The organism is Synechococcus sp. J7-Johnson (assembly GCF_024345795.1).
Taxonomy (GTDB): Bacteria; Cyanobacteriota; Cyanobacteriia; order PCC-6307; family Cyanobiaceae; genus Regnicoccus_A.
Genome location: NZ_JAGQBU010000031.1, coordinates 1 through 22,774, shown reverse-complemented (window position 1 = coordinate 22,774; position 22,774 = coordinate 1). Strand labels below are relative to the sequence as shown.

Annotated in this window: 29 protein-coding genes; 11 read left to right on the top strand and 18 right to left on the bottom strand. The window is 66.6% G+C overall.

Annotation, left to right across the window (positions count from 1 at the left end):
- Nucleotides 1-102 precede the first annotated feature (102 nt).
- Nucleotides 103-1,008 (top strand): hypothetical protein, encoded by a 906-nt coding sequence (locus KBY93_RS13165; protein ID WP_255094889.1) that lies wholly within the window; start codon nt 103-105, stop codon nt 1,006-1,008.
- Nucleotides 1,009-1,113: 105 nt separating this feature from the next.
- Here KBY93_RS13165 and KBY93_RS13160 read toward each other — a convergent pair whose 3' ends face one another.
- Both KBY93_RS13160 and KBY93_RS13155 read right to left on the bottom strand, forming a co-directional pair.
- A complete protein-coding gene (locus KBY93_RS13160) occupies nt 1,114-1,629 on the bottom strand; it encodes a DUF3368 domain-containing protein (protein WP_255094888.1) in 516 nt (171 codons plus the stop codon).
- A complete protein-coding gene (locus KBY93_RS13155; RefSeq protein ID WP_255094887.1) occupies nt 1,593-1,955 on the bottom strand; it encodes a UPF0175 family protein in 363 nt (120 codons plus the stop codon). Before KBY93_RS13155 ends, KBY93_RS13160 begins: the two co-directional genes overlap by 37 nt.
- Before the next feature lie 313 nt (nt 1,956-2,268).
- Here KBY93_RS13155 and KBY93_RS13150 point away from each other — a divergent pair, with 313 nt between their 5' ends.
- Nucleotides 2,269-3,510: a DUF2252 domain-containing protein gene (locus KBY93_RS13150; protein ID WP_255094886.1), complete on the top strand. Its 1,242-nt coding sequence runs from the start codon at nt 2,269-2,271 to the stop codon at nt 3,508-3,510.
- A 58-nt stretch (nt 3,511-3,568) separates the two neighbouring features.
- On the opposite strand, the gene KBY93_RS13145 is transcribed toward KBY93_RS13150, so the two are convergent.
- Nucleotides 3,569-3,886, bottom strand: coding sequence for a hypothetical protein (locus KBY93_RS13145; RefSeq protein ID WP_255094885.1), 318 nt, complete (start codon nt 3,884-3,886; stop codon nt 3,569-3,571).
- Nucleotides 3,861-4,061, bottom strand: a complete 201-nt coding sequence (locus tag KBY93_RS13140) for a zincin-like metallopeptidase domain-containing protein (RefSeq protein ID WP_255094884.1) — start codon at nt 4,059-4,061, stop codon at nt 3,861-3,863. Before KBY93_RS13140 ends, KBY93_RS13145 begins: the two co-directional genes overlap by 26 nt.
- Before the next feature lie 344 nt (nt 4,062-4,405).
- Here KBY93_RS13140 and KBY93_RS13135 point away from each other — a divergent pair, with 344 nt between their 5' ends.
- Entirely contained in the window at nt 4,406-4,570 is a 165-nt protein-coding gene (locus tag KBY93_RS13135) for a Nif11-like leader peptide family RiPP precursor (protein ID WP_255094883.1), read from the top strand.
- A gap of 3 nt (nt 4,571-4,573) precedes the next feature.
- Here the strand turns inward: KBY93_RS13135 and KBY93_RS13130 are convergent, their stop codons facing one another.
- From KBY93_RS13130 to hisB, 3 genes are all read right to left on the bottom strand, one after another.
- Nucleotides 4,574-5,056 carry a DUF1499 domain-containing protein gene (locus KBY93_RS13130; protein WP_255094882.1) on the bottom strand — a complete coding sequence of 161 codons (483 nt, stop codon included), beginning with the start codon at nt 5,054-5,056 and terminating at the stop codon, nt 4,574-4,576.
- Nucleotides 5,053-6,594, bottom strand: coding sequence for a carotenoid oxygenase family protein (locus tag KBY93_RS13125; protein ID WP_255094881.1), 1,542 nt, complete (start codon nt 6,592-6,594; stop codon nt 5,053-5,055). The genes KBY93_RS13130 and KBY93_RS13125 overlap by 4 nt, the downstream gene beginning before the upstream one ends.
- 61 nt (nt 6,595-6,655) lie before the next feature.
- Nucleotides 6,656-7,303: an imidazoleglycerol-phosphate dehydratase HisB gene (gene hisB / locus KBY93_RS13120; protein ID WP_255094880.1), complete on the bottom strand. Its 648-nt coding sequence runs from the start codon at nt 7,301-7,303 to the stop codon at nt 6,656-6,658.
- 86 nt (nt 7,304-7,389) lie between these two features.
- Between hisB and KBY93_RS13115 the strand changes: the two genes are divergently transcribed.
- Entirely contained in the window at nt 7,390-8,010 is a 621-nt protein-coding gene (locus KBY93_RS13115) for a carbonic anhydrase (protein ID WP_255094879.1), read from the top strand.
- Between the two features lie 13 nt (nt 8,011-8,023).
- On the opposite strand, the gene fabI is transcribed toward KBY93_RS13115, so the two are convergent.
- Complete coding sequence (gene fabI / locus KBY93_RS13110) at nt 8,024-8,806, bottom strand: enoyl-ACP reductase FabI (RefSeq protein ID WP_255094878.1); 783 nt, start codon at nt 8,804-8,806, stop codon at nt 8,024-8,026.
- Nucleotides 8,807-8,893: 87 nt separating this feature from the next.
- On the opposite strand from fabI, the gene KBY93_RS13105 reads away from it, so the two are divergent.
- The 3 genes from KBY93_RS13105 to KBY93_RS16175 are packed head-to-tail and all read left to right on the top strand — an operon-like array spanning nt 8,894 to nt 10,901.
- Nucleotides 8,894-9,784, top strand: coding sequence for an FAD-binding domain-containing protein (locus KBY93_RS13105; protein ID WP_255094877.1), 891 nt, complete (start codon nt 8,894-8,896; stop codon nt 9,782-9,784).
- A gap of 2 nt (nt 9,785-9,786) precedes the next feature.
- Nucleotides 9,787-10,236 (top strand): hypothetical protein, encoded by a 450-nt coding sequence (locus tag KBY93_RS13100; RefSeq protein ID WP_255094876.1) that lies wholly within the window; start codon nt 9,787-9,789, stop codon nt 10,234-10,236.
- A complete protein-coding gene (locus KBY93_RS16175; RefSeq protein WP_255094875.1) occupies nt 10,233-10,901 on the top strand; it encodes a 4'-phosphopantetheinyl transferase superfamily protein in 669 nt (222 codons plus the stop codon). The genes KBY93_RS13100 and KBY93_RS16175 overlap by 4 nt, the downstream gene beginning before the upstream one ends.
- Nucleotides 10,902-10,942: 41 nt before the next feature.
- Here the strand turns inward: KBY93_RS16175 and KBY93_RS13090 are convergent, their stop codons facing one another.
- Nucleotides 10,943-11,425: a hypothetical protein gene (locus tag KBY93_RS13090; protein ID WP_255094894.1), complete on the bottom strand. Its 483-nt coding sequence runs from the start codon at nt 11,423-11,425 to the stop codon at nt 10,943-10,945.
- A gap of 145 nt (nt 11,426-11,570) precedes the next feature.
- Between KBY93_RS13090 and KBY93_RS13085 the strand changes: the two genes are divergently transcribed.
- A complete protein-coding gene (locus KBY93_RS13085) occupies nt 11,571-12,140 on the top strand; it encodes a thioredoxin family protein (protein WP_255094874.1) in 570 nt (189 codons plus the stop codon).
- A gap of 27 nt (nt 12,141-12,167) precedes the next feature.
- Nucleotides 12,168-13,373 carry a DegT/DnrJ/EryC1/StrS aminotransferase family protein gene (locus tag KBY93_RS13080; RefSeq protein ID WP_255094873.1) on the top strand — a complete coding sequence of 402 codons (1,206 nt, stop codon included), beginning with the start codon at nt 12,168-12,170 and terminating at the stop codon, nt 13,371-13,373.
- Here KBY93_RS13080 and KBY93_RS13075 read toward each other — a convergent pair.
- From KBY93_RS13075 to KBY93_RS13040, 8 genes are all read right to left on the bottom strand, one after another.
- Nucleotides 13,349-14,848: an FAD-binding domain-containing protein gene (locus KBY93_RS13075; protein ID WP_255094872.1), complete on the bottom strand. Its 1,500-nt coding sequence runs from the start codon at nt 14,846-14,848 to the stop codon at nt 13,349-13,351. The two genes, KBY93_RS13080 and KBY93_RS13075, sit on opposite strands and share 25 nt — an antisense overlap.
- The gene (locus KBY93_RS13070; protein WP_255094871.1) at nt 14,848-15,408 is read right to left on the bottom strand and encodes an NUDIX hydrolase; all 561 of its coding nucleotides are present in this window, start codon (nt 15,406-15,408) and stop codon (nt 14,848-14,850) included. Before KBY93_RS13070 ends, KBY93_RS13075 begins: the two co-directional genes overlap by 1 nt.
- Before the next feature lie 54 nt (nt 15,409-15,462).
- Nucleotides 15,463-16,026, bottom strand: coding sequence for a 2-amino-4-hydroxy-6-hydroxymethyldihydropteridine diphosphokinase (gene folK, locus KBY93_RS13065; protein WP_255094869.1), 564 nt, complete (start codon nt 16,024-16,026; stop codon nt 15,463-15,465).
- Nucleotides 16,027-16,071: 45 nt separating this feature from the next.
- On the bottom strand, nt 16,072-16,278 hold the full coding sequence (locus tag KBY93_RS13060) for a hypothetical protein (protein WP_255094868.1): 207 nt from the start codon (nt 16,276-16,278) through the stop codon (nt 16,072-16,074).
- A 103-nt stretch (nt 16,279-16,381) separates the two neighbouring features.
- Complete coding sequence (locus KBY93_RS13055; protein WP_255094867.1) at nt 16,382-16,864, bottom strand: aromatic acid exporter family protein; 483 nt, start codon at nt 16,862-16,864, stop codon at nt 16,382-16,384.
- Between the two features lie 16 nt (nt 16,865-16,880).
- Nucleotides 16,881-18,284, bottom strand: coding sequence for a flavin monoamine oxidase family protein (locus tag KBY93_RS13050; RefSeq protein ID WP_255094866.1), 1,404 nt, complete (start codon nt 18,282-18,284; stop codon nt 16,881-16,883).
- 465 nt (nt 18,285-18,749) lie between these two features.
- The gene (locus KBY93_RS13045; protein WP_255094865.1) at nt 18,750-19,577 is read right to left on the bottom strand and encodes a transglutaminase family protein; all 828 of its coding nucleotides are present in this window, start codon (nt 19,575-19,577) and stop codon (nt 18,750-18,752) included.
- A 3-nt stretch (nt 19,578-19,580) separates the two neighbouring features.
- Nucleotides 19,581-20,387, bottom strand: coding sequence for an N-formylglutamate amidohydrolase (locus KBY93_RS13040; protein ID WP_255094864.1), 807 nt, complete (start codon nt 20,385-20,387; stop codon nt 19,581-19,583).
- 512 nt (nt 20,388-20,899) lie between these two features.
- Between KBY93_RS13040 and KBY93_RS13035 the strand changes: the two genes are divergently transcribed.
- Nucleotides 20,900-21,481, top strand: a complete 582-nt coding sequence (locus tag KBY93_RS13035) for a hypothetical protein (RefSeq protein WP_255094863.1) — start codon at nt 20,900-20,902, stop codon at nt 21,479-21,481.
- Between the two features lie 257 nt (nt 21,482-21,738).
- On the opposite strand, the gene KBY93_RS13030 is transcribed toward KBY93_RS13035, so the two are convergent.
- Entirely contained in the window at nt 21,739-21,912 is a 174-nt protein-coding gene (locus KBY93_RS13030; protein WP_255094862.1) for a hypothetical protein, read from the bottom strand.
- Nucleotides 21,913-22,150: 238 nt separating this feature from the next.
- On the opposite strand from KBY93_RS13030, the gene KBY93_RS13025 reads away from it, so the two are divergent.
- A complete protein-coding gene (locus KBY93_RS13025) occupies nt 22,151-22,447 on the top strand; it encodes a hypothetical protein (protein ID WP_255094861.1) in 297 nt (98 codons plus the stop codon).
- Nucleotides 22,448-22,774: the final 327 nt, after the last annotated feature.

Sequence of the window (22,774 nt, the reverse complement as noted above, 5' to 3'; positions counted from 1 at the left end):
TGCGGGACCACGGTTATGCGATCAAGGTGCCGCCCTGCGTCAGGGCTACCCGCCAGCCGAGCTGGCAGATCGGCTAGGGGTGTCGCCGGCGCTTTTGATGCCGTGCTCGCCTCTTATCCCCATGCGAGCGGGCCCGCCGTGGATGCTGCGCAGCAGCTGGTGCGCAGCCTCCGTCTGCGCGGTTGTGGCTTCACGGTTTCGGCCGCCGGCTTTGGGGCGGGTGGCAGCAGCACCCAGGCGATCTCCTCGCCCCCAGGCGCCCTACTGCTGGATGGACCCAGGGTGCTGCGCGATCTACTGGCCTTTGCACTGGAGCAGGGCGCATCAGGTGTGGTGTTGCACCTCAACAATCTCGAGAACCTCAGTGAGGCCGATGCCGCCCGTGCTGCCGATCTGCTACGCAGCATCCGCGACCAGGCCCTGCTGCTCGATGGCCTGCACTTGATCGTGGTGCAGAGCCACACCCAGGTGCGCTCGGTGTTCAGCGATCCGGTGGTGCTCGAACCCCTGGAGCCGAACGAGGTTCACCAGTTGCTGGAGGCGCGCTACCGATCACTGCGACTGGAGCCGAGCCTGCGGGTGCATGCGCCCGTGCAGGGTGCAGTGATCGATGCGCTGCATGAGCTGTTCCGAGGCGATCTCCGCGGCCTGCTCAAGGCCCTCGAGGACGGCATCACTGCCCTGTTGGGCCTGACAGGCGACGGAGAGGGGCCCACGCCGATTGGCCTGGCCGACCTCACCCTTGTGCTGAGCCGGCGCTACAAGCTGGAGCTGCAGGACCATCTCGGCACCACTCTCTGGCAACGGCTGGAGGCCTGGGGCCAACGGGACATGCAGGCGGTGTTGACCCAGGCCGACCTGGTGATGCTCTGGGGGATCAAGCAGCCCTCGGTGTCCCAGACGTTGCAGCAACTGGTGAGTTCCGGTGCCGCGGACGTGCTGCCACGCCGGGGAGGGGATCCGCTCCAGTACCTGCTGACAGGGGTGACGCGGCTGGCCCTCAGCTGAATGGCCCTTTATTGGCTAATCAACCAATAAAGGGCCGGTATTGGCCGTCGGCGATTGCCAGCCAATACCACCGTGCAGGCCTGCACCCTCAAGGCCCCAGCAACGTCAAGCCTCCCCCGCAGCTCCATTGCTGGTCTCCTCGCACCGACGCAGCACGGCATGGATCACCGCTGGAGCGATCCGGAAATCACCGCCATGCAGCTGGGCAAACACCGCACGTGCCGACGGGATCAAGTTGCTCTGGCGGGCCATCCCAATGACCGCTGCTGTGCCGGAAATCGAGAGGCCAAGTTCCTGAGCGATGGCTCGGCCTGATCGCTCTTCGATCAGCAGCAGCGCCGGTCCCGCTTCTGCAAGGGCCAGGCGAATGCTGGCAGCTTCTCCTTCATCGAGATCCGGCAGTTCAGGGCCGGCTGGGATGGTGCTGAGGATGCGCAACCAGCCCGCCTCCAGCGCTGCTGTGATGCGTTCTTCTTCTTCGGTAAAGCCTCCGGTGAGCACCTCATCGGCCACGACCTCCGGGATGAGGACCTCCCCGAACAGCTCCCTCAGCCAGCCGATCCCGTTCACACGGGCCAGGCCGATTAAGGGGCTGGCGTCGCTGATGACGACTGCAGCCATTGCTCCAGGGTGTCAAGGTCGGCGTTGGTTTCTGCTTCCGTCAGACGGATCACCGGGATCCCCAGCCGTGAGAGGTGGGAGATGAAGGCCGAGGTGTCCATCTGCGCGACACGGGCGGCGCGGGCCAGGGACAGCTCACCATCGCGGAAGAGGGCGGTTGCCAGCGCGGGCCGCACACCAGGTGCCTGCAGGAGGCCATCCTGATCCAGCCCCATCAACACCGCATCGGGATGATCCCGGTTGAGCACAACGACCACGCCCTGCTTCGACTGGCGCAGGGCCTCGGCTGGGTTGTTCTTCAGGCCGCTGACGCTGACGGCATGCATGGCCCTCGCTCCAGGGATGATCAGATAGGAGGATCCTAGGGGCCCTTGAGAAGGGAAGAGGACAATTAGGCACAGCTTTGCCGCAAGGCCTACCTGTGCGCTGGGCTTCTGACCCCCTCATCAATGGCCATGCAGATAGACGACACCCATGAGACGATTGAGAAAACTTGGTTCCGTTTTGAGCCAATCCTCGGCTGGATCCAATACCGCCACTCAGCGCTTAGCCAAGGGAAAGGCCTCACGCTCGCGGGTTCCCCGATCTGCCCAGGCGGAGTGGTCCCCCCTGCTGGGGAGTCGTGATCCGATTGCCCTGTTGGAGGCATCCAATGCGGGCCGGGTACCTGAGCTGATTCCGATCCGCATCGGCCGGATGCTCCGGACGCCCTTCACCTTCATGAGGGGATCCTCGGCCCTGATGGCCCATGACCTCAGCTTGCTGCCGCATTCCGGCATTCAGGTGTGGGCCTGCGGCGATTGCCATCTGCTGAACTTCGGGCTCTTTGCCACCGCGGAACGCAATCTGATCTTTGATCTCAATGATTTTGATGAGGCGCACCCTGCCCCCTGGGAGTGGGATGTGAAGCGTCTGGCCACCAGCTTCGTGCTGGCGGGCCGCGACAACAACCATTCCGAGGCCGATTGCCGCAAGGCCGCCCGACGCAGTGTCCGCTCCTACCGGCAGCATCTGCGGGAGTACGTCCATGCCAGCCCCCTCGATGTCTGGTACGCCCGTTTTGATGCCGACGATCTGATCGAGGCCGCTCCGAACAAAGCCATTCGAAAGGCGCGCCAGACGATCACCGCAAAGGCGCGCAGGCGGATTGCGGATCACCTGTTCCCGAAGATCACCAAACTGGCGGATGGCCATTGCAGGCTCACCGACCAACCTCCAGTGCTCACGCATGTCTGCCATGGCGAGCTCGAGCAGCGGATCAGCGAAGACCTGGAGGATTATCGACAGTCCCTGTCCGATGAGCTGCGGGTGTTACTTGGTCGCTACACCCTGGAGGATGTGGCTATCAAGGTGGTGGGAATCGGCAGCGTCGGCACCCGCTGTCTGGTGGCCCTGTACTTCTCCGATGATGGGCATCCCCTGATCCTGCAGATCAAGCAAGCCTGCCCTTCCGTGCTGGAGCCCTACACCCAACCCAGCGCTTTGCCCAACCACGGCCAGCGCGTGGTGATGGGCCAGCGGCTGATGCAATCGGGCAGCGATTTGTTTCTCGGCTGGTTCCGCAGCCGGATGGGCAACGACTATTTTGTGCGCCAGCTGCGGGACATGAAAATGTCGTATCCGGTCGAGGACATTTCTCCCCTGCGGCTCCAGCATTACGCCGACTACTGCGGCTGGTCGCTGGCCCGCGCCCACGCCCGCGGCGGAGACGCTGCAACGATCAGCGGCTACATGGGTCGGGGGGAGGCGGCCGATCGGGCGATCGAAGCCTTCGCAATGGCCTATGCCGATCAGATGGAGCGCGACCACGCCAGCCTCAAGGCCGCTGTCGACGCCGGACGACTTGAGGCACTGATCGAAGAAGATCGCTTATCTCAGTAGAAAACATCCACGGCCGGCCCGGGGCATGGATGCCGATGAGGAAAGCCTGGAGCATCTCTCATCCAGCAACGTTGTCACTTGAACATCTCCCAGTCGTAGCTGTGGGATCTTCTTTTGGCGTTTTCCATTTCCAAAATGCAGGGGGCCATTGCGTTGAATGGCGGCCCCGCATGGGTTCGGCAGCGGCGGGCTGTGGCTCCGCAGTAGCGAGCTCCGGGCAGATCAAATCCGCCGCCTGGCGCGCCTCGCTGAGCACCTGGAGCATCACCTTGGGCGAGTCCTTGAGCAGCCCGATCCAGTGGCCCAGATAGGCGGCATGGCGGTCGATTTCGCTACCGATCTCCAGGCGATCACCCAGCAGCACCGGCCAGATCACGCTTCAGGCGGGATTCTTGGCCGGTGGAGTGGATCTGCTCGTGGGCCCAGGTGGCACAGAAGGCGGCAGGCGAGTGAAAGCTGGCGCGATCCGGCAGCTGGATCCGATCGATGCCGGGCAGATAGCAGGCGCGATCCCACCCGAAGCTGACCCGCACCGGCCAGGCACCCAGCACGGCTTCTGACGCCTTCGCCGGTCTCCTGGCGGATGTGCAGCTGGGGCCGCAGGATGTGAGATGGCGTCCTTGCGCAGCTTGGCGTACATCGCCACCGCCTGAAGGGGCAGGATCCAGGTGGCCCCCACCGTGAGCACCACGAACACCTGGCTGAAGCTGGCCTCGTGCTCGAACTCCAGGCGCAGTCCGTCGAGCCGGCGGTCCCCGGGCCTGGCGGGGCTACTGGTCATCGCAGGGCCTGGGGTGGAGTGGCCACTCCAATGGTGCCACCAGCGGCCGGACATCCCTGACGCCTGCCCAACGCCGGAGTAGCAAGGAGAGGTAACCACCACAAGGCACCTCCCATGTCCAAAGCACAGCTGAGTGCCTTTCTGATTGAGGTGGAAGCCGATGCCGCCCTGCGCCAGCGGGTGGAAGCGGCTGCCGATGCCAGCGCCGTGGCCGCCATCGCCCTGGAGCGAGGCCACATGTTCTCCGCTGCCACCCTCAGCCGCCACCAGCGGGGCTGAGGCTCAGGCGGGGCCCAGGCTCTGGCGGAGCGCATCGAGCCGGCGGGCATTCACGCCCAGGTCGGAATCTCCCAGGCGGGATTCCGAGCGCGCCTGAAGGCTGGAACTGGAGCCATCCAGCGCCAGTTCCAGATCATCGACAAAGCCGAACAGCCGGCTTTCGGCGGTGGCATGCAGATAGCTGAGCTGGGGGGAATCAACCCTGGTTTCGATCCGCACCCCTGGCGTGGCTTCAAGCTCCAGCGCCAGCTGCTGGAGAGCCGCTTCGGGGTTGGCCAACGGCCAGTCCTGGCGAGCGCAGTGGGCTGGGCTGGCACAGGCCCTGAGCCGTCCGTCCTGCAGACCGAGATCCGCGGGCGGCGCACCGGAAAAATGCAGCAGGGAGGCCTGGGCAGCACCGGGGTGGCCCAGCAGCAACAGACAGGTGAGCAGCTGGGCGCCCAGCAGTGCCAGAAGCCTCAGGGGGCGAAAGGTGGCGGTTTTCATGAGGCGGCCCAGCTGCCGTGCAGGCCATGGGGCAGGGCCAGGGGCATGGGCAGCACCGCCTGCTCCGAGAGATCGGCGGCATTGAGGATCACCAGATCGCTGGCGCAGCGCGCCCCGTTCCAGACCACGCAGAGGATCCAGCCGTCGTCTTCGGCAGGTTGATCGGCTTCGGCCTCCAGCCGGGGGCGCGGCACCATCACCGGCTCACTCACGAAACCGCGGGGAGCGGCGCTCCATACACGGCGCTCGCCAGTGCTGAGGTCGAGCTTCTCGATCGCCTGCAGGGGCGCATTACCCCGCTCCTGCTCAGTGACCGCCATCCAGGCGTAGCGGGCCTCAAGACCCACCCGGCGTGGGTTGACCATGGCGAACTCGCAGCAGCGCTCCTCCAGCAGTTCCGTGCTGACCGCACCGCTGGCCAGATCGATGCGGCAGCGCTTGAGCTGACCGATCGGCAGGGTGTCGAAATCGACGGCGCGGAAATCAACGCCTGGGCCGATTGAGGGGAAGTCGTCGTAGAAGATCGAATCCACCACCACCTGGCCAGCCTCACCGGCGGCGGGATCCTCGAAGGCATTGAGGTGGTGGAACACGAAGCCCTCAGGGGCGCTCACCTGCAGCGGCTCCCCCTCTCCGGAGCGGGGGATCAACCAGAACTGACCGCTCTCCCCTGGCTTGGAGCCCAGGCACTGGGCAGCACCCTTCCAGCCGAGCACGAAGCCCAGCGGATTGAAGCTCATGGCGTTCTGCAGAAACACCGCCCAGTTCGGAGTGATGGCGAAATCGTGCAGGAAGGCGAAACCGTTGAAGCTGCGCTTCTGATCGGCCACCAGCTGCCCCGCCCCGTCACCGGAGCTCGCGTCGAACTCCATCAGGCGGATGGTGCTGCGGGGGCCGGCCTTGACCCCGAAGGTGACCATGCGCTCCTGGCCGTGATGGCCGGGAGCGAAGCGGGGGTGGGCACTGAAAGCCTCACCGCCTGCGAGCACACCACCTAGGAGGTCGACACCCTCGGTTTCGAGGCTGACGGGGTCGAGGGCATGGGGGGAGCTGGCCTCCCACAGGGCCAGCAGCTTCTCGCCCAGCCGCACTACATGGGTGTTGGCGATGTTCTTGAGCCGCAGGTCAAAGGCATTGGCCAGCGGTCCGCCGGGCTTCTGGCTGCCGAAGACGCCGCGGTAGAGCACCTTGCCGGCCTTCTCCTCTGCAAGCCAGCCCTCCGTGCGCACGAAACGGTTGCTGAGGCAGGCCGCTCCGCCTTCGAAGCACACGGCGGTGATCATGCCGTCGCCATCGAAGGGATGGTGCACCCACTGCCCACCGCGCTCCAGCCGTCCCGGTCCGTTGCGGTAGAGGCTGCCGCTGAGCTCGGAGGGGATGGTGCCGCTGGCGGCTGCCAGGGGAACGGCCGTGAGCTCCGTGCCCACGTTGCGGAAGGCACTGGCCCAGTCGGCACGGTCATAACCAGGGGCCGCGACCGCCGTGGAGGAGGTGGCTTCGGTGTTGCCGGGCTCGGGTCGACTGGGGGCGATGGTCATCGCTCACTGGCGCGGTTGTGCCCCCATCATCACGTAACGGAGTGTGACAACGCGATTCCCTTCAGCCAGGGGCGCCCGCCTGCTCCAGCACACCCTTGCTGCTGGGTACCTCGCCGGCGCGGCGGGGATCGATTTCCACAGCCTGACGCAGGGCCCGGGCAAAGGCCTTGAAGCAGGCCTCCACGATGTGGTGGGAATTGAGGCCGTCGAGCTGGCGGATGTGGAGCGTGAGTCCGGAGTTGTTCACTACCGCCACGAAGAACTCCCGCACCAGCTCAGTGTCGTAGGTGCCGATGCGCTGGCCCGGGATCACCAGGCCGTAGCTGAGGTGGGGGCGGCCGGAGCAATCCAGCACCACCTGCACCAGCGCCTCATCCAGGGGCGCTGTGAAGTGCCCGAAGCGCTGGATGCCCTTGCGGCTGCCCAGGGCCTGCGCCAGGGCCTGTCCCACGGCGATGCCTACGTCTTCGTTGGTGTGGTGATCATCGATATGGGTATCCCCCTCGGCGCTGATCTCCAGATCCAGCAGGCCGTGGCTGGCGAGCTGGTGCAGCATGTGATCCAGGAAAGGCACACCGGTGCTCACCCGACAGCGGCCACGGCCATCGAGGTCCAGCCGCACCCGCACGTCGGTTTCACCGGTGACACGGTGGATACGTCCGCTGCGGCCGCCCGGGCTGCCGGGATCGAGATCCGGAAGGAAGGACACGGGGCAATCGGGCGGGAGTGTGCCAATCATGCCGAAGCCAAACGCCTGACCCGGTCCACAATCACCGGCACCGACCGGGCTGCTGCGTGAACAACTGTCCCCAGACGGTGCTCGCCGAACTGCGAGCGGGTCATCGGCGCTTCCTTGACGGTGAATCGCTCCATCCCCACAGCAGCCGCGAGCGCATGCTCGAAGTGGAATCGGGCCAGCATCCGACTGCGGCGGTGCTTGGCTGCGCCGATTCCCGGGTGCCGGTGGAACTGCTGTTCGATACGGGCTTCGGCGACCTGTTCGTGGTGCGCAATGCCGGCACCCTCTCCACCACCGCGGCGATCGCCTCGCTGGAGTACGCCGTGGCCCATCTGGGCGTGCCCGTGATCGTGGTGCTCGGCCACGAACGCTGCGGCGCGGTGGAGGCTGCCCTGAACCCGGCGCTGACCCTCACCCCGAGCCTGGCCCAGGTGGTGGGGCAGTTGCGCATGGAGCTGATCAACCTCGGCGGCCAGCACGACCTGGATCAGGCCGCCCGCCACCACACCCTCAACGCGGCCCGCAACCTGGTCGACTCCAGCGTGCTTCTCACCGACCTGATGCGCAGCGGCCGCCTGCAGGTGGAGGCCGCCTTCTACAACCTGCACACCACCACGATCGACTGGATGGGATCGGTGATGCCGATGCGCTCGGATGAGCTGATGAGTTCAGCGTGAGGCGCAGCGGCGCTCACATCCCCGTGATGCAGTAGCCGGCATCCACATAGATCACCTGGCCGGTGATACCGCTTGCCAGGGGGCTGGCCAGGAAGGCGGCGGTGGCTCCCACTTCGTCCTGGGTGACGGTGCGCTTGAGCGGCGCCTTCTCCTCCACGTTGTGGATCATGTCGAGGATGCCGCCGATGGCGGAGCTGGCCAGGGTGCGGATCGGACCGGCACTGATGGCGTTCACCCGCACCTGCTTCTCCGGCCCAAGTTCAGCGGCCAGGTAGCGCACACTCGCCTCCAGAGCCGCCTTGGCCACGCCCATCACGTTGTAGTTGGGGATGGCCCGCTCGGAGCCCAGATAGCTGAGGGTGATCACACTGGCGCCCTCGTTGAACAGGGGCTTGGCCCAGCGGCACAGGGGCGCCAGCGAATAGGCGCTCACCTCCAGGGCACGGGCGAAGCCCTCGGGGCTGATGTCGGAGTAGTTGCCGATCAGCTCCTCCTTGCCGGCGAAGGCGAGGCAGTGCACGAGCACATCGATCGAGCCCCATTGGTCCTTCACCCGCGCAAAAACGGCCTCGATCTGGGCCGGATCCTGCACGTTGAGCGGCTCGAACAGGCTGGGGTTCAGCGGCGCCGTGAGCTCGCGCACCTTGGCCTCGAAGCGCCCCTTCTCATCCGGCAGGTAGGTGACCCCCAGCTCGGCGCCGGCGGCGGCCAGCTGCTGGGCGATGCCCCAGGCGATCGAGCGGTTGTTGGCGATGCCCGTGACGAGGGCTTTCTTACCGCGCAGATCGAGGAGCATGGGTGGGCGCCGAGTGCCGGCCAAGGACAGTGGGGGGATTCTCCTCCACCGCTTCCAGCACCGCCCGGCCCCGACTCTCAGCCAGCGATGACCTCCAGGACTCCCCCTTCAGAACCGGCGCCGCCCCCGCAAACCAACCGCGCCGATCTGCCGCGCCAGTTTCCGGACCGGGGGGCCATGGTGCAGGATCTGGCGGCCCGGTTTCCCCTGGCCAGCGGCGGCGCCAGCCCGATTCGCGGGGGCTCAAAACCGGCGCTGGCGGCGCTGGAGGCCGTCGATCCGGTGCGCTACGCCGCCAGCCGGAACCACCTCGGCGGCGCGGTCAGCGGTCTCTCCCCCTACATCCGCCACGGGGTTCTGAGCCTGGCCCAGGTGCGCGATGTGGTGCTCGAGCGCATGGCCAGAGGCCCCGGGCTGGTGAGCGAGAAGCTGCTGCAGGAGCTGGCCTGGCGCGACTACTGGCAGCGGCTCTGGATCCGCCTGGGCGATGGCATCTGGGAGAACCTGGAGCCGCTCAAGACCGGCCAGGCGGAGGCGGCCTACGCCCAGGAGCTGCCGGACGACATCAGCGAGGGCCACACCGGCCTGGCCTGCATCGACGCCTTCGCGCGCCAGCTGATCGACACCGGCTGGCTGCACAACCACGCCCGGATGTGGCTGGCCGCCTACGTGGTGCACTGGCGCCGGGTGCGCTGGCAGGCCGGAGCCCGCTGGTTCCTGCGCCACCTGCTCGATGGTGATGCCGCCAGCAACAACCTGAGCTGGCAATGGGTGGCCAGCAGCTTCAGCAGCAAGCCCTACCTGTTCAACCGGGCCAACCTGGAGCGCTTCGGCGCCGGGCGCCATTGCCTGGGCTGCCCGGCAGCTGAGGACTGCCCCTTCGAGGCCAGCTACGAGGATCTGCAGACCCGCCTGTTCTCCGCACCTCAGGGGGGCGGGCAGGCCAGCGGCGAGCAGGGCAAGGGCGGGGCGGTCTGAGCATGGACCGTCCGGTTCTCTGGATCCACACCGAGGCCCTGGGTCCAGCCAATCCCGCGCTGCTGGCCCATCCGGGCCGGCCGGCCGTGTTCGTCTTCGAGCCGGGGCTGCTGGAGGGCGGCGGCGGGCCGATCAGCCTCAAGCGGATCGTGTTCCTCTACGAGTGCCTGCTGGAGCTGCCGGTCACGATCCGCCAGGGCGATGGGGCCGAGGAGGTGCTGGCCTTCGCAGCCCGCCACCGGGCCGATGGGGTTGTGACCAGCGCCTGGGTGGACCCGCAGCTGGGGGACATCGCCGCCTGCGTGGCCGCCGCCTTGCCCCTGCAAGTGCTTGTGCCCGAACCCTTCGTGGACCTGCCGGAGCAGGTGGACCTGCGCCGCTTCAGCCGCTACTGGCGATCGGCCGGACCGCGGCTGCTGCCGGATCCCGCCGCACCTGAGACGCCCACGTGATCGATCCCGGCAACCCCACCGCCCCCAGCGACCCCGAACAGGCCGCGCCACGCCGTCTGGAGCACCCCGGACTGCCGGCCACGGTCTGGCTGGCGGGGCTGGGCTGGCTCACGCCTCAGCGGCGGGAGGAGTTGCTGGCGCTGCTCTCCAGCGAGGAGCAGCAGCGGCTGCAGCGCTGGCGGCTGCCCGCGGACCAGGACCGGTTCCTGCTGGGCCGGGGCCTGCTGCGGCTGCGGCTGGGACAGGCGCTGGGACTGGATCCCGCCCGGCTGCGCTTCCGCCTGGGGCCCCAGGGCAAGCCGGCCCTGGAGGGGCTCGAAAGCCAGGACACCCTGCAGTTCAACCTGGCCCATTCGGGCGCCCTGATGCTGTTGGCCTTCCACCCCGAGCGGCCGGTGGGTGTGGATGTGGAGCAGCACCGGCCGGGCCTGAACTGGCAGCCGATCGCCAGGCGCCACCTGCCCAACGGCTGCCTTGAAGCCCTCGAGGCGCTGCCACCGGAGGAGCAGCTCAGCGGCTTCCTGCAGCACTGGTGCCGCCTGGAAGCGAGCCTGAAAGCGACGGGACTCGGCCTGGCCGCAGTCGGAGCCCCACCCCCACCAGGCCTGGAGCTGCACGATCTGCACCTGCCGGAGGGCTATGCCGGCAGCCTCGCTGTGATCTGAATCTCTGAGCTCAGGGGGTCGGCCGTTGCCGCCGGCTCCTGCTACAGCTGATCCTCCTGCTCGCGGATCGTTTCGGGATCGGTGAGCAGATCCTTCTCCTCCAGCATCGGCAGCTTCTCCACCTTCACCTGGGAGGGATTCAGGGGCGGTTCGATCCACTCCCAGGTGCTGCGCGGGGCGCGGCTGAGGCAGAGGGCCTCCAGTTCCTTGCGCAGGGCGCGGCGTACGTCGCGCCGGGCGACGGCGGCGAAGAATTCCTCACGGCTGGCCAGACCGGAGCTGAAGGGGTGGCTGCCGTTGCCGTTGAACAGCCGCGCTGGATCCGGCAGCCAGCGCGGACGGCAGTAGCCCTTGCGGCGGGTGTCGGTTTCGAGCCAGATGTGCAGCCCATAGCCATCGGGCTGGCTGACCACCGCCAGGCCGTCGTGGGGCTGCTGCCGCTGCAGGGGGAAGCTCTTCCAGCTGGCGCTTCGATGGGCGGGCACACAGCCGCCGGCGAGCAGCGCTCCCGCCAGGGCGGCCATCAGACCAGCCGCGGCACGGAGGCCGAACCGGGAGGAGAGATCGGACCGGGGCACCGCTTCGGGTCGAACGGGCAGATCTTCACCCACAAAGCGCCCTGAAACGGACGCCAGACTCACCACAGCCTCCGTCTGTGATCGCACGCTGATGGCACTCACCCCATCCACGATGGTTCCGCTGGGAACGCCCCTGCCGGCTTTCGCGCTGCCCGCTCTCGATGGCACCGTTCACAACAGCGCCGATCTGCCCTCACGGCCCTTACTGGTGCTCTTTCTCTGCGCCCACTGCCCGTTCGTGAAACACATCGAGCCGGAACTCGCCCGGATCGATCGCGACTACGGCCAGCACATCACCATCCTGGCGATCGCCAGCAACAGCCTGCGCACCCATCCCCAGGACGGTCCGGGCCAACTGGCGGAACAGAAGCAACGAGTGGGTTGGCGCTTCCCCTACCTGCTCGATGCCGACCAGAGCGTGGCTCGGGCCTTCCGTGCCGCCTGCACCCCCGACATCTACCTCTTCGACGCCGCGCATCAGCTCGTCTATCGAGGCCAGCTCGATGGCAGCCGCCCGGGCAACAGCCAGGCGCCCGATGGCGCCGACCTGCGATCGGCCCTCGATTCACTGCTGGCGGGGAGGCCGCTGAGCACCGGGCAAAAGCCTGCAATCGGTTGCAACATCAAGTGGCACCCCGGGCTGGAGCCGGCCTGGGCCTGACCCTGGGAGGGGCTTAAGGTTGCTGTCATGCAGGTGCCCCCCTTCGATCTCACCGAGCAGCTCCATCAACTCGGTGAAGCCCTCGAAGACGCCGTTCTGCAGGTGTTGCGCAGCGGGCAATACATCGGGGGCACCACGATCGCCCGTTTCGAGCAACAGTTCGCCGAGGCCGTGGGCACCCCCCACGCCATCGGCTGCAACAGCGGCACCGACGCCCTAGTGCTGGCCCTGAGAGGTCTGGGCATCGGCGAGGGCGATGAGGTGATCACCAGCTCCTTCAGCTTCTTCGCCACCGCCGAAGCGATCAGCGCCGTGGGCGCTACGCCGGTGTTCGTGGACGTGGACGCATCCACTTATCTGATCGATCTGGAGCGGATCGAGGCGGCGATCACGCCCGCCACCAAGGCGCTGATGCCGGTTCATCTGTTTGGGCGGCCGGTGGACATGGAGCGGCTGGGGGCGATCGCCGCCGGCCACGACCTGCTGGTGATCGAAGACTGCGCCCAGGCCACCGGTGCCAGCTGGGCCGGGCGGCCGGTGGGCAGCTGGGGGGATGCGGGCTGCTTCAGCTTCTTCCCCACCAAGAATCTCGGCGGTGCCGGTGACGGCGGCGCGGTCACCTGCCGGGATCAGGCGCTGGCCGCCCGCATCCGCGAACTGGCGGTGCACGGCATGCCGCGCCGCTACCTGCACACCTCCCTGGGATACAACAGCCGCCTCGACGCGATGCAGGCGGCGATACTCTCCGTGAAGTTGCCCCACCTGCCGGAGTGGGTGGAGCGGCGACGGCAGCTGGCGAGCACCTACAGCAGCGAGCTGGCTGATCTTCAGGGGCTGGTCCTGCCTGAGGAGGGTCCCAGCGGCCACAGCTGGAACCAGTTCGTGGTGCGTATCCCCCGCTGCCCGTCGGCCCAGGCTGGCTGCGGGGGGGTCTGCGTCCCGTCGAGCGACAGCGCCACCTATGGCCTGCCCGAAAGCTGCTGCCGCGACTGGCTGAAGCAGGCCCTGGCCGAGGCCGGCGTGAACACGATCATCTATTACCCGATCCCGATCCACCGCCAGCCGGCCTATGCGGATCTGGGCTACGGGCCCGGCAGCCTGCCCATCACCGAGCGGCTCACGGCCGAGGTGCTCAGCCTGCCGATCTTCCCGGAACTGAGCGCCTCCCAGCAGCAACAGGTGGTGGAGGTCGTGCGGCAGCTGGTGGCTCAGCCCCTCACCCTCGCCTCCTGAGGCGCGGCCACCGAGGCCGCATGCAAGGCCTTGAAGTGGGCCTGCTGCAGCTTGTGGTTCACGATCGGATCCGGGTACCCCCTGCGCTCCAGGGGCGCAATCTCTCCACGGATCAGATCGGCCGTAGCCACCCGCGAGAGCTCGGGTAACCAGCGGCGGATATAGGTGGCGTCGGGATCAAAGCGGGCCGCCTGGGTATAGGGGTTGAAGATGCGCAGGGGCTTGGGGTCCATGCCGCTGCTGGCACTCCACTGCCAGCCGCCGTTGTTGGCCGCCAGATCACCGTCCACCAGCAGACGCATGAACTGGCGCTCACCCCAGCGCCAGTTCACGATCAGATCCTTCACCAGGAAGGAAGCCACGATCATGCGGCAGCGGTTGTGCATCCAGCCGGATTCATTCAGCTGGCGCATGGCGGCGTCCACGATGGGCACGCCGGTGAGACCATCGCACCAGGCAGCGAAACGAGCCTCGTCGTTCTCCCAGGGGAAGCGGCGCCACTGGGGGCGGTAGGGACCCTCGGCCAGTTCGGGGAAATGGAACAGGGCCTGCTGGTAGAACTCGCGCCATGCCAGTTCCTGCTCCCAGACCGTGATCGCCTGGAGTTCCTCCTCACTGCGCGCACGCGGGCGCTGCTCCTGGGCGGCGGCCCAGGCCTGGCGGGGGCTGAGGGTGCCGAACCTGAGCGCGGCGCTCAGACCTGAGGTGCCCGGTTCCGCCGGCAGGTTGCGGCCCGGTTCGTAACGCAGCAGAGGGCCATCCGCAAAGGCGGCCAGCTGGCTGATGGCGGCGGCCTCACCGGGGCGGCAGGGGCAGAGATCGGCCCCTCCGAAGGGAGCGCCGGGCAGGCCATCGCCGGCGCTGGGCACGGTCTCAAGCCAGTCGAGCCGATCCCAGAGCAGGCGGCGCTCGTCAGTAAGGGAGCCGGGATCAAGATCAATCAGGCCGGCCGGAGCAGGCACGGGAGCGCAGGCCTCGGGGCCTGCCTGCTCGATACGACGCCGCCATGCCCGGAAATAGGGGCCATAGACCCGGTAGGGATCGCCGGCGCCGGTGGCGAGCTCCTCGGGGGACACCAGCAGCTGGTCCCAGTCGGAGAGCAGCTTGCGGCCGCTGGCGCGCAGGGCCTCAGCGACGCGGTTGTCGCGGGCACGGCCATCGGGCTCCCCATCCCGGTTCCAGGCCACCACGGCAGCGCCGCTGGCCTCAGCCAGCTGCGGCAACACCACGGCCGGATCACCGCGCAACAGCAGCAAGCGGGAACCGGCATTTCGCCAGCTGAGTTGCAGCTCCCGCAGGCTCTCGCTCAGAAACCAGAGCCCGGCCGGTGAATGATCCCGGGCCTCCAGCGTGGCCGGATCGAAGACGAACACGCCGGTGACGGCGGCGGTGGCGCGGGCAGCGGCGGCCAGGCCCAGGTTGTCAGCCAGGCGCAGATCGCGGCGGTGCCAGAACAACCAGCGGGGCAGATTCATCAGAGGCCAAGCAGCTGGCGGGCCCGGAACCAGGCGGTGACGCTCTTGCCATCGAGGGCCTCATCACCGCTGGCCAGGGCCGCATCGAGGGCAGCTGGCTCCAGCAGAAGCACCTCCAGGTCCTCGTCGTCGTCGCCCTCGGGGCGCTCGCTGAGGGGAGAGAGCTCCCGGGCCAGGAACAGGTGGATCACCTCATCGGAATAGCCGGGGCAGGGCAGCATCACGCCGAGGGAATCCCAACGGCTGGCGCTGTAGCCCGCCTCCTCCCCCAGCTCCCGCTCCATCGAGTCCTGGGGGTCTTCACCGTCTTCAAGGGTGCCGGCGGGGAACTCGAGAATGCGCCGCTCCACCGCGAATCGGTACTGGCGCAGCACCACCACGCGGCCGTCAGCCAGTACCGGCACCGCCAGGGAAGCGCCGGGATGGCGAATGATCCCGTAGGTGCCCTCCACCCCCATCGGCAGCATCACCCGGTTGAGCTCGAAGCGAAGCTTGCGGGCGTCGAGAGCCGCCGTGGTTTCCAGGTGGATGGAGGGCTCAGGCGGCGGCAGGGGAGCCATGAATGGGCTGGAGCGGGCCCACCAGTGTGACCGGCCGCCGCGGCCCGCTGCTGTTCAGGCCGCCTCGGGCCAGCCCTCCTGGGCGGGCAGCGGCAACGGTGGAGATTCGGAGCCGGGGCGACTCAGCAGCTCAGCCAGCAAGGCCGCGGCGGTCTGGCGACCACCGGGGATCACCAGCTGCGGCTCGATCGCCGAGAGGGGACCGATCACGAAAGCGCGCTGGCGCAGGCGAGGGTGGGGCAGCTCTAGCTGGGGACTGCTGCAGCGGGCCTCCCCGCACCAGAGCAGATCGAGATCAAGGCTGCGGGGTCCCCAGTGCACCAGGCGCTGGCGACCGAATCGCGACTCCAGCGCCTGCAGACGCAACAGCAGGGCAAGGGGATCAGGCCAGGCCGCACGGCCGACCGCCTCTACCTCCAGCCCCTGACGGTCAACCAGGAGCACGGCATTGATGAACGGGGGCTGATCCGGTGGCCCACCCACCGGCGCCGTGCGAAACAGCGGCGACCAGTGCAGCCGCAGCGCGGTACCGGCCCAGTCGAGAAGCTCCTGTCTCAGGAACGGACGGACCGCGGCCAGGGTGGCGGTGGGATCGCCGAGGTTGGCCCCGAGGGCCACCGCCAGGCTTTGGGACGGGGGGGCGATCGGATTCAGAACCTGGTGCTAAGGCAGAAAGCCAAGATCCTCGAAACGGGGCACCAGCCAGGAGGGGATGCCGTCTTGCGCCCAGACCCAGAAATCGCCACGGCCCAGGTAGACCGAATGACCGGAGCGGTAGGCCTGGGCCACAGTGGCAAGGTCGATCTGCTCAAGCGCGTCTTCCCGGCTCACGCGCCTGCTGCGGGCTGCAAGGGAGACCCTGAGGGCCATCGAAGTAGTGCCGGTGTAGGGACCCGCCAGCGTATCGGCGGTCTGAGCGTTGTGCCCAACCTCAGCCAGTGAGCAGCTGGAAGTGATACAGAGTCTGGCCCGATCACCCGATGCGCTCACGCCAGACAAGGGTGATCGCCAGGCTCACCAGGATGCCGATGCTGACATCGATGAAGCGGAACCAGGCCAGCCCCCAGACAGAAGTGGTGTGGGGCACGAGGCTGACTATGGTGAGGGCGATCCCCCCGAAGCGGTAGGCGCTCTGGTGCAGGCGCAGCAGGCCGCAGATCAGCCCCAGCAGCAGGATCGCGGCGGCATAGGAGAGGATCCCCGGCGGCAGCCACTGGACCTGGGCGGCCCCGAGCAGCACACCCAGGGCCGTGCCCAGCAGGCGGCGGCGGGAGATCGGCCATGAGTCGACCAGGCTGGATTGGGTGACGATGATCGTGGTGATCGGCGACCAGTAGGGATTGGGCAGGCCGAGGCCGCTGGCCACCGCCATCGACACAGCCGCCGCCACGGCCGTGCGCAGGGCATGCAGGGTCCAGAGCCGCCAGCCCAGCTGACGGGGATCGCGTTCGCGCAACAGCGGAGGTCTGGAATCAGCCAAGGCGCTGGTGCAGCGCCGCCGCCGCCTCCTCGCCGCTGCGCACCGCCCCCTCGAAGAAGCCTGGCCAGCGCTCGGCCACCTCAGTGCCGGCCCAGAACACCCGCCCGTGGGGCCGGCGCATGGCCTCTCCACAGCGGGTCCACAGCCCCGGAGGCATCCAGCCTGCATAGGCGCCAGCCACGAACGGCACCGTCGGCCAGTCCTTCTCCACATAGGCCAGGGGCTCGAGGGCCTGGGGTCCCAGGTAGGCGGCCAGATCAGCCAGCACCACCTGCCTGCGTCCAGCTTCGCCTAGGGCGGCCCAACGCCGGTAGCGATGCCCCACCACGAAAGCCGCCAGGACGCCACAGCCGCTCTCGGGATCGGAGCTGTCGGCGCAGAGCTCCACGGTGGGCCGATCACCGATGGCGATCCCCGAAAGCCCCTGCTGGCGCCACCAGGGGCTTGGGTACGCCACCAGCACCTTGGCGCAGGCGCCCATCACCATCTCCTGGTTGAGCTGCTGGCGGTCGGCGGGCAGCGCCGGCATGAAGCGCAGATGGGCCACCTGAGCCGGGGGCATGGCCACGATCACGGCGGTGCAGGGATAGGTGGCCAGATCGGTGTACACCTGTACATGGTGCCCGGCGTCAGGGAACGACTGCTCAATGGCCCGCACCGGCTCGCCCAGCCGCAGCACCCCATCCCCCAGCTCGGTGGCGAGCAGGGCCGGCAGCTGGCCGGCACCGCCGTGGAGCAGGAACTCCTCCGGGTGCTCGCCCTGGGGGGCGGTGCGCTGGCCCCAGAGCACATGCAGCAGCGACACCTGCTCAGGCTCAGCGGGGCCCAGGAAGCCCACCGCCCGACAGAAGTAGGCGAAGTACCAGGCGGCGAAAGGCGTGTGGGTGTGGGCGTCGATCCAATCCTGGAAGCTGCGGCGATCGAGCTCGGCGGCAGCGGGATGGTGGTGGGGGTGGCCTTCCGGCAGCTGGGCCACCAGCGCCTGGAACCGCTCCAGGGCCGCCATGGCGTCGTCCCAGTCGGCGCTGGGAACAGCGGGGGGCTGGCCCTCGGGGAAGCCCTGGAAGAAGCCGGCGAAGGTGCAGCGGCTCCCGCCGAACACCAGCACCGTTTCGCCGGAATGGGGGGACTCGAAGCGGCGGACGCAGTGGCGATCCAGGAGGTCCAGAAAACGGGTCTGGCTGGGGCCGACCCACTGGCCGCCCAGGTCGATCCAGGGCTGGCGGCCGCCCTCCAACTGCAGACGCTCACCAGCCATCCGCCCCCCCACCGTCGCGGACGCCTCGATCAACCGCACCGAGTTACCCGCCAGCTGCAGGGAGCGGGCGGCCACCAGCCCGGAGAGACCACCGCCCACCACCACGGCATCGACGGGTTCAGCAGAGACGACAGTCATGCCCCAAGCATCGCAAGGGGCGTCGACACCAAGGCGGGCCCAGAAGGGGTGAGCCGCTCCAGCGGGCCGAGCATCAGCACGACGGCGCGGAGGGGAGGACTCAGCCGGAGAGATATCTTCAGGCGAGGCATCTTCGGGCCCTTAAGAATAAGCCGCGGCGAGATATCCCTCGCCGGAACTACCACGGGCTTCAAATGATCACGAATTGACATCCTGCCCATGGCATACTTCATTCAGCATCCGCGGTCACCTGTGACGAACGACAAAAGCTCTGCGAAGTCAGCGCTGGCTGGCGTTCTGATTGTGCTTGCCGTGGTGGGCGGCCTGGCGCTGATGGGTTGGCTCACGATCGTGATGCTCGACCTCAAGCACCTGAATACCTCCGGCTTCACCCTGCCCTGACGCGAATCACAACGCCAAGATCTGCATCCTGAAGCAGTTGGCGATGACTGCGCCACATCCAGCTCATGCGGTCCACACCCGGAAGGATTCCAGTGTCGAGACCCCGAAACTGGTGGTGAGCGCCACATCGGCCGCGTCCCGGCCACGGGCGATCAGGATTCGCCCGATCCGCGGGGTGTTGTTGCGCGGGTCGAACACATACCAGCCATCGCCGAGATAGGCCTCGAACCAGGCCGAGAAGTCCATGGCCGAGTGGGGCGGGGGGACACCGATGTCGCTTAGATAACCGGTGCAGTAGCGGGCCGGGATGTTCATGCAGCGGCAGAAGGCGATTGCCAGATGGGCAAAGTCGCGGCAAACCCCTTCGCGGCTTTCATAGGTCGTCAGGGCCGATTTGGTGGGGCTGGAGCGTCCGTAGTCGAAGCGCACATGGCGGTGCACGAAATCACAGATCGCCTGCACCCGCCCCCAGCCCATGGGAGCCCCCTCGAACAGGGACCAGGCCAGATCGGTGAGCAGATCGCTTTCGCAGTAACGGCTCGAGAGCAGAAACAGCAGCGCCTCTTCCGGCAGAGCATCCACGGGCACCTGCTCCAACGCTGGCAGCACCGGATCGGGCTGACCGGGATCGGCCACCAAGCCCGTGGCCTGCAGGCGCAGCACGCCGGCGGGTGCCACCAGCCGCTGGCATTGGTTGCCGTAGGAATCCACATACGAGCGCAGCGGCACCGCTGGCTCCACCTGCAGAGTGTCTGGCTCCAGCAGATCCGACGCCCGGCTCGCATGAACGCCGAGGGTGACGATCACCGGCGTGGGCTGAGGACAGCGGAGCTCAAGGTCGAACCCCACCTTGATCTGCATCACCGGGGAGGCTTTGTGCTGTTTATCCATCCATCAGCCTAGGGACGATGAACCGCCCTGCAATGGCGGGAAGCTTTCTGCCAGGGACTCCTCCAGGACAGCAGCGAGGCGCTCGGCCCACTCCTGTTGCCCCGCCGCCGTGGCCAGCAGGTCCTGACGAACCTCCAGCTCCACGTGGGGAATCCGGCGCCGCTCGCCATGCACCACCACGGTGTGGTCGCTGACATCACTCACCGCGTAGGGCTCGTTATCACCCACCTGCAGCCCTGGCTCACGCCTTAGTCCCCGCAGCACCCGCCGGGCCAGGCGCCCATCACGGCCGTGCAGCACGCCCACATGCCAGGGGCGCTCCTGGCCCGTGTGCACCGGAGTGAAGCTGTGCAGGGCCACCAGCACACTGGGCTGCCCCCGGCGCGTACGGCCATTGAGCTCGGCGGCGATGCGGAGGTGGTAAGGCTCAAAGAGTGCCGTCCGCCGTTCCTCACGCTCGGCGATGGAGAGGTCGCCGTTAGCGGGGATCAGGGTGTGCTCGCTGAGGCTCACGATCGAGTCCGGGGCCTCGGGTGGACGGTTCACATCGATCACCAGTCTTGAGTAATTGTGCAGGATCAAAAAGGCATCCAACCGAGCCGCCAGGCGCTCGCCCAGCCCTGCCACTCCCAGATCCCAGGCCACATGGGTGTCAAGCACGGCAGCACTGAGCTGAAGGCCCGCCAGGCGGCGGGGGATGGCGCGGCCGGCGTGGTCGGCGGTGAGCAGCAGCGGAGAGCGGCCCGTGGGCCCGACGATCCGGAATACAGGTGGATCGGCGGGGTCCAGCAAGGGAACGGCAAACGGCATGGCGGGCAGGGACGGGGGTGTGACGTCAGCAGGTTTGGGATTCATCCAAGAACATTGCTGGCTGGATCACCTCCCAGCCAGGAGAGCTGGAAACGGCGGAGGCCCTGCAGGGCCCGGAACAACCTGGGCAAGGGACGACAGGCCGTCATGACTCATGACAGTTCACCAAGAAGGATCAGTTCGCCAAGAGGGATCAGTTCTCTATGGAGCGAATCAACGGTCACATCAACAACCTCCGCAGCTACCGGCACATGAGCCCAAGCACACGATTGGCCAAGGTCTAAGGCAGGCAAGCACTGATCGGATCAACCAGATCATCACACCTCCCGTTATCTGAATCTGACTCCTGGATAGTGAGTCAGTGGCACAATATTCAATAATTGCTTGGACATCTGAAACTCTTATGGAGATCTCAAGCAGCCTTGTGCAGCGAGCTGAGGCAATCGATTGAATTAAAACTGGACCTCAGAACTGAGTTATAATAAGTCGTTACTTCCCCTTCACAACTGGCCATGAAGCGACTCCAGGCACTTGCAGCCACTCTGTTGGGTTTTGCAGCTGTAGCAGTCGCATCGCCGGCATTGGCCGACACCGTCGATGCCCGCTGCGATGTGTTTCCCGCAGGAGACGACAAGGCCACCTCTTCAGGCCTGTGTAGCTTTTCGCAGCGACAGGGCTTCGTGACCATCCAACTCAAGGGCGGCCAGACGATCGAGCTCAAGCCCAACGAGAGCACGCCCAACGCCTTTTTCGATGCCAAAGGCGAACCTGCCAAGCGCGAGATACTGGAGGCCAATCGTGGACAGGTTTACCGCTTGGACACCCAGTCGATCTTCGTCTTCTGGGATACGGCCCCCTACGCCAAAGGTGCCACAAGCGGCAGCTCCACTCCTGGCAGCGGGGCATCCAAAGGGAATCCACCCGAGATTGTTCCCCTTCTATTGGGAATCCATCAGGTGAAATTTGACGGCGGCTGCCGCGTCAACTTCAACAAGGCAGGGAAGTACTTCAGCAAAACCTCTGCCTGTGACGCTGCCCAGGTCGGGATAGCCGAGGATGCCATGCAGCGCTTTTCCCGTGAACAGGGGCTCTGAAGCTCTGAGCCGTTGATGGCGGGCTCAGCTGCGTTACCGGTTTCAAAGCACCGGTAACGCGCTGGGCTCTCTACAACAACTGCCCCATGCCGCCGCAGCGAGATTGACTCGATTTGATCGTTCAGGCATCCCGATTTAGCGCTCCAGTGATCTCCTCTCGACACCCACCAGCACGGACGCCGCTGCCATTTCTGCTGCTGCTTTTAGCAGGGTCCTTAAGCATTCTTGGCACCCAGGCGATCCCTCCACCACCGGACTCATTTGATGGGGAGACGATCCGCTGTCAGCTTGCGGGCAGTGCCGCCACGGTGCTGATCTGTAGGGATGCGAAACTGACAGCCATAGACGGCAAGCTGCGCCAGGCTTTCCACCGCCTGCAAAACGATGCCTCGCTCAAGCAGCCAGAGCGCGAGGCCCTTGTGGAGGGTCAACGCCGCTGGGTGGAAGCCATGGACCAATGCTGGAGGGCTCGGGGGAACCTGCGGAGCTGCGTGAAGGCCAGCCAGCAACAACGATTGCAGCAGTTGAAGTCGTTAGCGCTGCAACGGCGGCTGATCCCAGGAAGCAATGAATAGGGCAAGGGTTGTCATGGTTAACACAGCAACCAGAGCGGTCTGCGCGTTATCTGCCATCACAAGCCTGATCATCGTCTGTGCTCGCAGCTCCGGCTTGCAGAGCAGCGATCTTCCATTTCTGTCCTTTGTTATTGCACCCTACCTGCTGCTGGGCTTGATGACTGGAAGCATGAGTGAACGCGGCTCTACTGCGAGGATTCTCTTTATCGTCACATTGCTTCTCTCGCTGCTGGGCATGACTCTCCTGGCTCTCAATGCCCCACCCCTCTACGGGGATCCTGAACCTGGGCTGGCGCAGGCGATCACCATGATCGGTGTGCCGTTGCTGCAGTGCACAGCCGTGATCGTGCTCGGTCTGATCCTCTTGCTAAGGCGAATGGTGGCTTCCTGAGGAGGATCCAGTGACACTGCCAGCAGGCGCCTGTTGTCATGCGGGGCCATGCTCGTGACTGGCCGCACTTGCGCTGAAGGCGCCGGCAGGTGGTGTTTGTCGACGCCTGAGTGACAGCTCGGGAGACGATAAGGGCGAGAGCACAAGGATTGCACCAGTGGATATCTGATTTGCCCTTGCCTGAACTGGGCGGATGCTAAGGAAGCTCTGATCAAGACGGCTTAATCCAAGCAACCCAGTCTCATTCTCGACAATGAGACGATCCTGAGCAAATTTTGCCTGCTTTTCGCTCACAGCAGTACCCACAAAGATGTCCAGTCAGTTTCC